This window comes from Nostoc sp. ChiQUE01b, from assembly GCF_034531255.1.
GTDB lineage: Bacteria > Cyanobacteriota > Cyanobacteriia > Cyanobacteriales > Nostocaceae > Nostoc.
The window spans coordinates 1-11,520 of record NZ_JAVRBM010000144.1 but is presented as its reverse complement, the minus strand read 5'-3'; the positions used below and the strand labels follow the sequence as shown (position 1 = coordinate 11,520).

Annotated in this window: 4 protein-coding genes; 1 reads left to right on the top strand and 3 read right to left on the bottom strand. The window is 41.4% G+C overall.

Annotated elements, in window-relative coordinates; genetic code table 11:
• Positions 1 to 242: 242 nt before the first annotated feature.
• The 3 genes from RMY63_RS40075 to RMY63_RS40065 form a co-directional block, all read right to left on the bottom strand.
• On the bottom strand, positions 243 to 2,459 hold the full coding sequence (locus tag RMY63_RS40075; RefSeq protein ID WP_322733990.1) for an AAA-like domain-containing protein: 2,217 nt from the start codon (positions 2,457 to 2,459) through the stop codon (positions 243 to 245).
• A 1-nt stretch (position 2,460) separates the two neighbouring features.
• Positions 2,461 to 2,781, bottom strand: coding sequence for a CU044_2847 family protein (locus RMY63_RS40070; protein WP_322733989.1), 321 nt, complete (start codon positions 2,779 to 2,781; stop codon positions 2,461 to 2,463).
• A 164-nt stretch (positions 2,782 to 2,945) separates the two neighbouring features.
• The gene (locus tag RMY63_RS40065; protein WP_322733988.1) at positions 2,946 to 7,520 is read right to left on the bottom strand and encodes an AAA-like domain-containing protein; all 4,575 of its coding nucleotides are present in this window, start codon (positions 7,518 to 7,520) and stop codon (positions 2,946 to 2,948) included.
• A gap of 235 nt (positions 7,521 to 7,755) precedes the next feature.
• Here RMY63_RS40065 and RMY63_RS40060 point away from each other — a divergent pair, with 235 nt between their 5' ends.
• Positions 7,756 to 11,118, top strand: coding sequence for a CHAT domain-containing protein (locus tag RMY63_RS40060; protein ID WP_322733987.1), 3,363 nt, complete (start codon positions 7,756 to 7,758; stop codon positions 11,116 to 11,118).
• Positions 11,119 to 11,520 lie beyond the last annotated feature (402 nt).

The following is an 11,520-nucleotide window of genomic DNA, read 5'->3' as shown; positions in this document are numbered from 1 at the left end:
GCTGAAAACAACGATGATTGCAGGTCGGGTGATTTATAATTGCAGGTCGCTACACTTATACCTATTTGCCTAAAAAACCCTCCATTGACATTTACCCAAAAGATTTGCCTGCACTACCTCCTGCCATTTTTTAGTTCCGTCGAACTCACGTTCTACTGAGATACACATCAAAATATAAGTAACATTTTATACTTGAACTGAGTTTTGTGCTATCTTCATGAAGACAGCTGAAGGCTATTCATTTACAGAGAAGCTGCACGATCGCGGAAATACTGACGGTATATGCTGAGTCGGGGTAAAACGTGATTGTTTTCTAGCTCCACCAACCCCATGCTTTTTAATTTAAAGGCTTGTATTGGCTCCAACTGTACTGGTGCATTTGTTGCAACAATTTCTTTCATTCCCATTGCTAGGTCAGGATGTTGTTTCAAATTCCACCAGTGGCGTCGTAAATGGTCGCCAAAAGGCCCAGCATCTGTAGGAGCAAGTTGTAACAAGTGTTCCAGTGTGCTATCTTGCCGTGCAATAAGATAAAGTGCAACCCTTACCAAATAAGGATGGCCCCCAACCATCGCCATCAGTTGCTCAATTTGAGTAGAACTCCAATTTAGTCCATGCCTGTATATTAAATCTTGCACTTGCTTGATGTTAAACTCAGGTAACTCAATCGACAGCCCAACATTAAACGGCGATTGATTCATATTCATCGGAATATAAACTTCTGTTGAATGTACTACTACCAATCGCAATTTCTTCCATATATCCCGATTCTTTGCCTCCTCATGCCAAGCGCGTAGAAGTCCAAAAAAGTCACCAGCAATTTCAGGGTATTGATATAATAAATCGACTTCATCCAAGCCCAAAGCTAAGGGTTGACTGATTTGTGCTAAGAGATACTCCTCAAAATATACTGTACAGTTATCCTTGCTGCCAAAAATTTCGTCCCAGTAATCTGTTAACCGATTTGGCAATCGCAGTTTTCGACTGACACTGACACAGAACCAGCGCAAAAATTGCTCCAAGTCTGCGAACACTTTACTATCTGCTAGTTGAAAACTCAAAGATACAGCTAGAGAATTTTTTTGTGAAGCTCGATAAAGAATTCGCGCCATCAGTGAAGTTTTACCCATTTGCCGTGGTGCTTTAATGCGGATGAGAGAACCAGGCTTCAAAATAGTTTCGTAGCAATCATATTCTATGGGAGAGCGTTCCACATAAAAAGCAGAAGCCAGATCCACCTGACCCTCTGGTAATTCAGGTTCTGCCACTGGTAAAGGTGGGCATTCAAGGCTTTCCTCAGCAGAGGGCGTTGTTGTTAACTCCTCTTCTGTAGGGGCTGGTTCACGACCTTCTGCCAGAATTGCCAATATTTCTTGCAGAATTTTAGGTGTATCAGCAGATGATTTCCACTCTCGCTGTTGAATTCTTTGTAAATAACCCCGTAAGTCATAATTGAGCGGCGAGTTCAGAGGAAAATTAATGCGGATTGGCAAAATTACTGGTTTATGGTCAGGACGTAAATCTCGCAACTGCTTCGCACGCCTTACTTCTTCTGTCACCATTTCACTGGTAGCAGAATCAGGAGATAACAGCAGTAGAAAGTAGTCAGATTGCTCCAATTCTTTATCTATACGCTCAGGCCAGTTTTCACCTAGTCGAATACTTTCCCCCGCCATAAATACTTCATACCCAGCCGTTTTCAAGGCTTTATAAAACTGCTGGGACAAGGTTAAATCTGGGTCTTTGTTACGATAACTGATAAAAACTTTAGTGTTTTTACTCGCTGGTTTCATGGTTGAGCATTGTTGTCCTACCGTTTCTATGGAAAAAACTTGCTCACTCAACTCTAACCATGCTTTAATCAGTACCTGAGTGGGAATAATAAACGCCGCTTTAGCTGTTGCCCGCTCCATTTCCGCCGCTACTGCCATTCCTGCTACACCCTGTAGCTGCTCATCCCATATTGGCGCACCACTGAAACCTGGCTCTAATGAATAACCTTGTTGTTTTATATCCTCCAGTTGCACCCAACCGTTGGCCAGTTTTGCCCTTATTTCACCAGAAGCCCAAGCCCCATTAGGTTGGTTTTTTGGAAAACCCAATATTCGGAAAGGATGCCCCCATAAATCTTCTGATGATACCAATCGTGCTGGTTGAACGCCATTAGGAGGAGAGGTTTCTAGCTCCAGTCCCGCAATATCTTCAGCAAATTCATCAGGATTAACAGGCCGCCAAAAAATTACTTTGGCTGTGAAGAACTGTTTCGCTGCTAATAACGGAAAGTCCAAACGGACTTGTGCATTAGGTATTTCGGCTGTATTTCTGGCAATTCCCAAACCGTCTGCTACTACATGGGCGCAGGTAAGGATGTATTTTTGAGAAACCAAGAAGCCAGCACCAACAACTTTGCCGCTGTTTGAGTAAATTCTGACAACTGATAACTCCACGGTTAAGGTCATCTTATGGTTCCCGTTTCCACTTTAAAGTGATCTCATAATTGATTTCGCTATTACCAGAAGCAATGACTGCTCCAAGTTCTGCACTCATTTTGATCCCAAACTTGATTTCCACTTCGTCCGCAGGCTGATTTAGGCTATTTACTTTAGTCATAATGACATTTGCTATGGGCTTGATTTGATCCAGAGCAGACTCAAAAGTTTTTTGAGCTTTTTGAATAATCTCATCTCGCAGACCAATACGATCATCAGTTTGCCCTGGCTCATCTACTTCTACAAGAATCGAGTCGCCGCTTTCAAAAGGAAATTCAACGATACGCTTCACAAGTTAAGCTCCGTATGCTTTTAGACACAATGGATGTAAATATATACTATGCAGATTGTATTTATTTTTTCATCTTATTTAATCTATCACCCTACTTGAAAGAAGTACTGTAAACACGATCAAGCTCTTGGGGTCTCGATGTTCTAGTTTTATCCAAGTAGACACTAATGCTGTGAATTGTTGCGATCGCTTTTGATATCAACGTGTAAACCGGGTGCGGGTTCTGCTACTTCCCTGTATTTTTGATCGATACATAGCCGACGGTCTTCTGGGGTAAGATTAGCCTTTGGGTTGTTGAAGAAGTAGTAAAGCCATTTACAGCTTCGTGCCAGCAGTTGATCTAAATTATTAATCTCCCACAATCGGACAGTACCATCTGCTTGTATTGTTGCCAGTTGCTGTACATCAGGGCTAAACAAAACATTAGTTACACTTCCCTGATGCCCGTTAAATTGTGCTAACTGCCGTCCAAGCAAGTCCCAGACTCGCGCCGTCCCATCTTCACCTGCTGTGGCAATATATTGCCCATCCGGGCTAAACCGCACATCAATCACTGCTCCTTGATGTTCTCTAAATTGTGTTATTTGTTCCCATCGCGTTTTTGGTTCCTTAGTTATCCTCCACAGTCGCGCACTACCATTTTTCCCTAGAGTTATCAAACTTTGTCCGTTGGGACTAAACTGTACATCAGCGATAGGTTCTTCGCGACCTTGAAATTCTGGTTGTTGCTTTCCTGATAAATCCCAGAAGATAACTGTTTCCTCTCCAAAAGCAGCTAAATACTGACTATCTGAACTAAATTTAATATTCCAAATTATTTGGGGTTTGTGTTGCTGATCTTTTTCTTCATTCTTAATTATTTGATTATCTTGAAGTGGAATTGTCTTCTGTTCATAAGTATTCCACAAATTAACTGTACTATTTGTTTCTAAAGTAGCTAAGTATTTGCTATTTGGACTAAATCGTAAGCCAGCGATCAATCCCTTCAACAGTCTTGTCTCTTGTCCTGTCTGATTTAGAAGGTGAGCAGTGCCATTAGTATCTAGAGCAGCTAATTGCTGTCCATCTGGACTGAATTGCACATCCCAAATTTTTTCTTCTTTTGGTTTTTGCAGTATATTAACTTTTTGTCCCGCTCTGTTCCAGAACTGAGCATTACCATCCTCTCCTAATGTAATGATTTGTAGTCCGTTAGGACTAAATCGGACGTCAGTAATTTTGTCTTGTTTTAGCTGTAGTAGCGCTACCTGTTGTCCAGATTTATTCCAAATTTGGACAGTCCCATCTTCTCGTCTAGCAATTAATTGCTGACTATCGGGACTAAATTGCACATCCAGAGCTTTATCTTGGACTTTCTGTAATATATGACCTAACTTTCCAGTTCTGCTCCACAGATACACGACACCATCTTCTCCCAAAGTAACTATTTGTTGACCATCAGGACTAAATTGCACATCCAGAACTTTATCCTGTTGCTCTTTAAATTGTTCTAGCTGGTTAACAGATAAATCCCAAAGGCGAAGAATACCATTTTTTTCAAAAGTAGCTATTTGCTGACCATCGGGGCTGAATTGTACATTATTAGATTGACTCTGGAGTCCTTTGAGTTGTCTCACCTCTTGTCCAAATCGATTCCATAGGCGAATAGTATCGTCTGATCCTACAGTAGATAAATATTGCCCATTGGGACTAAATTGAACACTCAAAATTTCACCCTGATGTACTATAAGCTGAGTGATTTCTTCTCCGGATCTATTCCAAAGGCGAGCTATACCATTTTCTTCTAAGGTCACTAACTGTTGACCGTTCCCGCTGAATTGCACTGTTAAGATTCGCTTTATATCTCCCTCCAATTGACTACTCTTGTGTCCAGATTTATCCCAAAGGCGAACAGTGCCATCTATCGCGCGTGTCAGTATTTGTTGACTATTTGCATTAAACTGTAGAAAAGCGATCGCCTCGCTATTTTCTTGCAATTGGGCTATTTGCTGTCCCGATAAATTCCAAAGGCGAGCTTTACCATCTTCTTCCAAAGTGGCAATGATTTGTCCATTAGGACTAAATTGTGCGTTAATAACTGGACTTTGATATCCTGGCAATTTTGCCACTAGCTGCCCAGAACGATTCCAGATCCGGGCAACACCATCATCTCCTGCTGTAACTAATTTCTTACTATCTCGGCTGAACTGAATACTGTAGATTCGACCTTGATGCCCTTTGAGTTGTCCTACCCTCTGTCCTGTACGATCCCATAGTAAGACAGTACTATCTGCTCCTACCGTTGCTAATTGCTTGCTATCTGGACTAAACTCTATGTTGTAGATTTTACCCTGATGCCCTTGAAGTTGTTTAATTTGTTTTCCTGATTGATTCCACAAGCGGATAGAACCATCTGTCTCAAGTGTGGCCAACTGCTGACCGTCTGGACTATACTTTACAATACCAGATCCTAATTGTGCTAATTGCCGTCCCGTTCTGTCCCACAGATAAACAATACCGCTTTCACCCACGGTAGCAAGGTTTTGTCCATTTGGATTAAAGTGTACGTCTATGGCTTGATCTGAATTATCTAGTAGACGATTCCGCTCATGGATATTGTCAAGAATTTGTTGAAGTGCAAATATTGGGCTAACTGTTGGGTATTCTATTGCTGAAAGAACACTTCTAAAAAGTGTTTTTAACTTGTAACCACTATGCATTGCAGCCAAGAGAGCTTCGATTTCTTTATCTTTATTATCAAACTGTCGTAAAGCATCAACTCCAGCTTCCGCTAACCGTGAACCTTCTACATTGTTGTCTAGTTGTTCCTTTGCTTTTTGGAGACTAGTTTTGGTTTGCTGAAGCCTAACCTGAGCTTGCAACTGTATTTGCTCTGCTTTATCTGCTGTTTTCTCTGCAAACTGAACTTTCTGATTTGCAGCTTGAACCTGCTGATTAGCGGCTTGTAATTTCTGATTGACAGCTTGAAATCGTTGATTAACAGATTGTAGTTTCTGATTCGCAGTTTGAACTTTTTGATTAGCGATCTGCACTTTCTGATTTGCAGCTAGAAACTGCTGTTTAGCGGTTTCAATTTTCTGCTTTGCCACTTCCCCTTCCTTCTTTTGTTCTTTGATCTCCCTGTCTCTTTTTGCAATGCTATTATTTGCCTCAGCTACTTTTCGATCAGCCTGAGAGGCTTTTTTGTTGGCTTGGTCGACTTTTTGTTGGGCCTCATTAAGAACCGTACCTGCTACGAGTGCTGATGCTACAGTTAGAACAAAGATTATAGCTAGTACTGTTGCCCCTCTACGAATTGTTCTTCGTGTTTTTTGTTGTGTCTCCGTTAAGCGATGATTTGCTTCTCTTTCCTCAGTTAAGGCATACTCTGCTCTCTGTTGTGCTTCAGTCAAAATTTGATTTGCTTGCTCAGCTATTTCTTTAGCCCTTTGCTCCTCCTCCAGCCTTCTCTCAACTTCTTGCTGCTCAAGCTCACGACTGGCATCCAAAAAACGGTAATCTTGATTACTTAAATTTTTGTCTACTGCCCACGACTGAGCCGCTCGCAGTGCTTGCCCACGCAGTAACCAAGATTCTTCCTGACAACCGGAAGCGACCCAGGCTGCAAGTGATTCAGCATAGGGGCGCAGATTTGCTAGTTCTTTATCAACCCAGCTGAAATTAAATATCGATTCATAAATACGGTTGTAGACTCTTAACTTTGTCTGCTGCTTCACTGCCAAACCTGACAGCCGTAATTCCATCTGCTCAAGACTGTCATCTCCTATCACTTCGCCTTGTTGTAATATTTGCTGGTAAAGTCCCAGCAGTCGTCCTGTAAGCTGCCTATTTCTCAGCAGACGGTCTTGGATTGTCTTTAAATGCTCTGGTTGATCTTGAGATTCCCAATTTTCAACCACTTGCTCGCGAACCAGATTTTCAACCCAGAGTGCTTCACTACCTTCGGGGATAGACGACTCAGCAGCAAAGATCAGTCGGCAAAGCTTTTGTGTAAGAAAAGGTTGCCCTCCAGTCCAATCTAATATTGCCTCAAGCACTACCTGAGGATTATTGGTTTTCACTGCCAATCCTGGAGCTAGAGGTTGGGATTCATGTAACTGAAATCCATTAAGTTCGATTTCTCTCCCAATATTAAAGGGAGTGCGGTTTTTGTCCTGAATTAAATCTGAGGGAGTTGCCACTCCAAACAATGCAAATGCAAGTCGCTGATAAATAGGTTGGTCAGCACGTTTGTTATAGCAAGACCTAATTAAGGCAAAAAAATCTTCAATCGGAAAACTTAAGCTGAGAACGCTATCGATCTCATCGACAAAAATCGCAATTTTTGTCGATGAGATCGATATTAATATTACAGTTTCAATGAACTCACTTAATCTTTGAACTGGTGAGAGCAAATTATGCTCACGCCACCAAGCACGTAAGTTGAAAGTATTTGAAATACCGAGGTTACTCACTAAGTTTCGGGCGATCCCTGCGTACCACTGGTCTACAGTAACTTGTTGACTTCCAATAGCAGTCAAATCGATTGTTGCACAGGCAATTCCTTCAGCTTGCAATCTTTGCATTGTCTGTACCCGCAAGCTGGATTTTCCCATTTGGCGAGAGTTAAGAACATAACAAAACTCTCCAGCCTTTAGTCCTTCATAGAGTTCTTCGTCTGCTTGACGTGTGGCATAGGTAGGGGCATCAGCTGGCAAGCTCCCCCCAACCTGATACAGATTGCTTATTGGGTGACTCATGGACAGTTTTGGTCTAGTTAAAGCTGAAAAAAGAAAATTTAAACTAAAAAGTAGAAACACCAAGTGCTTTACTAAAATAATTACATCACATCTGTCCTGTCTGACGATACAGAAAAATAACCCTTCAAGGCTCAGTAGAATCTCATGTGCATTCTCAAAATTATATTTTTTGCTTTGGCTACTGTTAATACTTGCTTACCTTAGTTTTCTAGATTTAATGGTGTAACTTTATATCATGACCGATAAATACCCTAAAAAGCGTACAGTGCTTTGGTTGTATCTAAGTATATTTGTGTTGGTTAGTGGCGCGACTAGCAAACCCCTGCAAGCGCAAGTTATTGATACCGTACAACTACCAAACGGTAATTCTCTTCCACCACCACAGGATGTTCAACCACCCACGCCTTCCCCACTTCCCTCACCCGAACTGCCACAGCCACTCCCCCCACCAGCAGAACTATTTCCACCCTCTACCCCAACTCCCACACCTGAAGAACCACTTCCTGGCAACTTTCCTCAAACTATTATTGTTGAACGGTTTGAAGTTGTTGGTAGCACAGTTTTCAGTGCCGAAGAGTTAGCCAAAGCTACTGCTGAATTTACCAAACGACCGATCTCAATAACTGAAGTGTATCAAGCAAGTTCTAAAATCACTGATCTATACGTCCAAAATGGTTACATTACCTCTGGTGCATATATACCACCCCAAACAATCCAATCCGGTGTCATAAAAATTCAGGTGGTTGAAGGTAAGTTAGAGGATATCAAAATTACAGGAACTCGTCGGATCAACCCTAGCTATATTCGTGGTCGGTTATCTGTAGCTACCTCGCAAGCTCTGAATCGGGAGCGTCTGTTAGAAGCACTGCAACAGTTACAACTCAATCCTTTAATTGAAAGTCTTAGCGCAGAACTTTCTGCGGGTTCACGCACTGGCTTGAGTCTTTTGGAGATAAAAATTAATGAGCGTTCATTTATGGCGCAAAATCGCTCTGAGCAATCGACTTCTTCAAACAGTTCATTTGTCATAACTGGTCGCGGTGGTTTGCCATCTAGCCCAACAGATGTACTTACCACTAATGCAATCTTGATAGATCGGATAGATTTGCATTCAGATTCTCTTTTGGAGCAAAGCAAGGTATTATACAGTACTGGCAACTTTGCCAAAGCTGTAGAAGTGTTACAACAGGCTGTCCAAATATATAAGCAGCAAGGGGAGAGCCTCAAATTAGCAGCGACACTGAGTAATCTTTCCCTAGCTTACCAGCAACTCGGTGCATGGAGTCAGGCGCAGCAGGCAATTACAGAGAGCTTAAATTTACTCAAAGGACAGGATAAAAACCAAAATCTGCAACTATTTGCCCAATCACTAGATATTCAAGGTCGTCTGCAATTGGCAATGGGACAGTCCGAAGCGGCTTTGGCAACTTGGCAGCAGACAGAAGAAATTTACAAACAAACAGATAATAAAACTGGCGTGGTGCGATCGCTAATCAATCAAGCACAGGCGTGGCAAACCCAAGGATTTTACACTCGGTCTGTCAAAACACTCGATCAGGTTAGTCAGACGTTAAAATCTCAACCAGACTCTATAGAAAAGACAGTGAGTTTGCGATCGCTCGGCGATGCCCTTTTGGTATTAGGCGATTTGAAAAAGTCACACCAAGCGCTAGAAGAAAGTCTGATGATTGCTCAAAACCTGCAATCAAGCGCTGATATTGCGGCTAGTCTGTTCAGCTTGGGGAATAATGCCCGTAAACAAGACCAAACGCCAGAGGCGATCGCCTATTATCAACAAACAGTCGAAGTATCTCCCTCACCCCTAACAAAAGTCCAAGCGCAACTAAATCTCTTGGGACTACTTATTGAAGATCGACAATGGGCAAAGGTTCAAACACTCTTACCGTTGATTGAGTCCCAACTCGACCAACTCCCTCTCAGCCGTGCGAGTATTTACGCTCAGGTTAACTTTTCACAAAGTTTAGCAAAAGTCACGAGTGGTGTATTACAAGCATCAAGTCAGAGTTCTTACTCAGGATTAAGTACAAAAGACTCAGCAAAATTACTCGCTAGTGCCATCCAGCAATCCCGCAGTTTAGGAGACAAGCGCGCAGAGGCTTATGCTCTGAAGAGTTTAGGCGGCTTGTACGAAGAAACCAGACAGTGGTCAGAGGCGCAAGACCTTACCCAGCAAGGATTAGCTTTGGCACAGAGTAGTAATGCACCAGAAATTACCTATACCTTGGAATGGCAGTTAGGTAGATTGCTCTGGGCACAAAAAGATATTAATGGTGCGATCGCTGCTTATGATGCTGCTGTGGATACTCTCAAATCTCTCCGCTTTGACTTAGCGGCACTCAATCAAGATGTACAATTTAACTTCCGAGATAGTGTTGAACCTATCTATCGAGAGTCAGTAGAGTTATTACTGCAATCTCAACAAGGAAAAACAGATGAAAAAATATTAGAGAAAGTACGCCAGCGAATTGAAGCATTGCAACTAGCCCAATTAGATAACTTATTCCAAAAAGTTTATCTGAGAGACCAGAAAGTAGCACTAGATATGATTGTAGATCGTGATGAGCCTACATCTGCCATTTTTTATACATTTATTCTTCCTAAAGAACTCCAAGTAATTGTAAAAATTCCTAAGCAACCCCTGCGGCATTATAGTACTAAGATTTCCCAAGCAGAAATAGAAAAAATTATCGTTGAACTGCGAAAAAATCTTGTCAATCCTACTGCAACTCAAGCAATCAAAGCCCAATCGCAACAAATATATAATTGGCTAATTAAACCAATTGAATCTGAATTAAAACAACAAGGAATTAACACACTTGTTTTTCAAGTGGATGGCCCCTTGGCAAATATCCCAATGTCGGTTCTCTATAACGGTGAACAATATCTTGTAGAAAAATATTCAGTCGCTTCTACTACAGGTTTATATTTATTATACCCTTCTACCCGACGATATTTAATAAATAGTCAAATCAAAGTATTGCTTGCTGGACTAACAAAACCACCTGTAGGGTTCTCAAATTTTCCTCCAATCCCAGCAGTAGAATCGGAATTAAATAAAATTGCATCCATAGTGCCAAGCCGATTACTTTTGAATGAAAATTTTACTCGCTCAAATCTGAAAAAGCTGGTTAATCTAATGCAATTCTCAGTTATTCATTTAGCTACTTATGGGCAGTTTAGTTCCCGTGCTGAGGATACTTTTGTTTTGGCTTCAGATGGATTTATTAATCTTCAAGATTTTAATAATATTTTGAGACCTAACGATTCACAAAAATTTAGTACAATTGAGTTACTTGTCCTTGGCGCTAGCCAAACTGCTGCTGGAGATAGTCGTGCAACCTTAGGTCTTGCTGGAGCATCTGTAATATCTGGAGCAAGAAGCACTTTAGCATCTCTTTGGTTTATTGATGACAAAGCTACTGAGCTTTTAATGAATCGCTTTTATCGGGAGTGGGTTACTAATGAAGCGACAAAAGCTGAAGCACTTCGTCGCGCTCAAGTATCTCTCTTGCGCGATCCTCGTTATAACAGTCCAGCTTTTTGGGCATCATTTGTTTTACTAGGAGATTGGCGTTAGTCTCTATACAATTTTAGTTGAGTGTCGGTGGAAGGATAAGATTGCCTGACTCAAATTAAAGTAAAAGCCTGCCATTGCGGCAAACAATTCCTTAAAGTCATACACTTCACCTTGAAATGACGTGAATTTTTGGTCACACTATGGTTCACAATTTGTCATGCAATGGGTAAAATCACAATGATCGAAGAGAATCAAGTCAAAGTGATTATTTATAGGCTATTTCTGGAAAATCCTTACTCATAGCAAACTTCAATCTAACTAAAAATTATTAATTTTGTAAACAATAGCGCGATTGCGCCACTGGTAAATGAACCTTTAGGCGTAACTGCCATGACCTTCAATCCCAGTTGAATCATCAAGGTATTAATATAGACCAAGCACATCTGCAACAAATGCAGGCAT

Excerpts from the sequence above, each read along its gene's own strand:
- RMY63_RS40075 (WP_322733990.1), bottom strand. The coding sequence starts at position 2,459 with ATGACCTTAACCGTGGAGTTATCAGTTGTCAGAATTTACTCAAACAGC.
- RMY63_RS40065 (WP_322733988.1), bottom strand. The coding sequence starts at position 7,520 with ATGAGTCACCCAATAAGCAATCTGTATCAGGTTGGGGGGAGCTTGCCA.
- RMY63_RS40060 (WP_322733987.1), top strand. The coding sequence starts at position 7,756 with ATGACCGATAAATACCCTAAAAAGCGTACAGTGCTTTGGTTGTATCTA.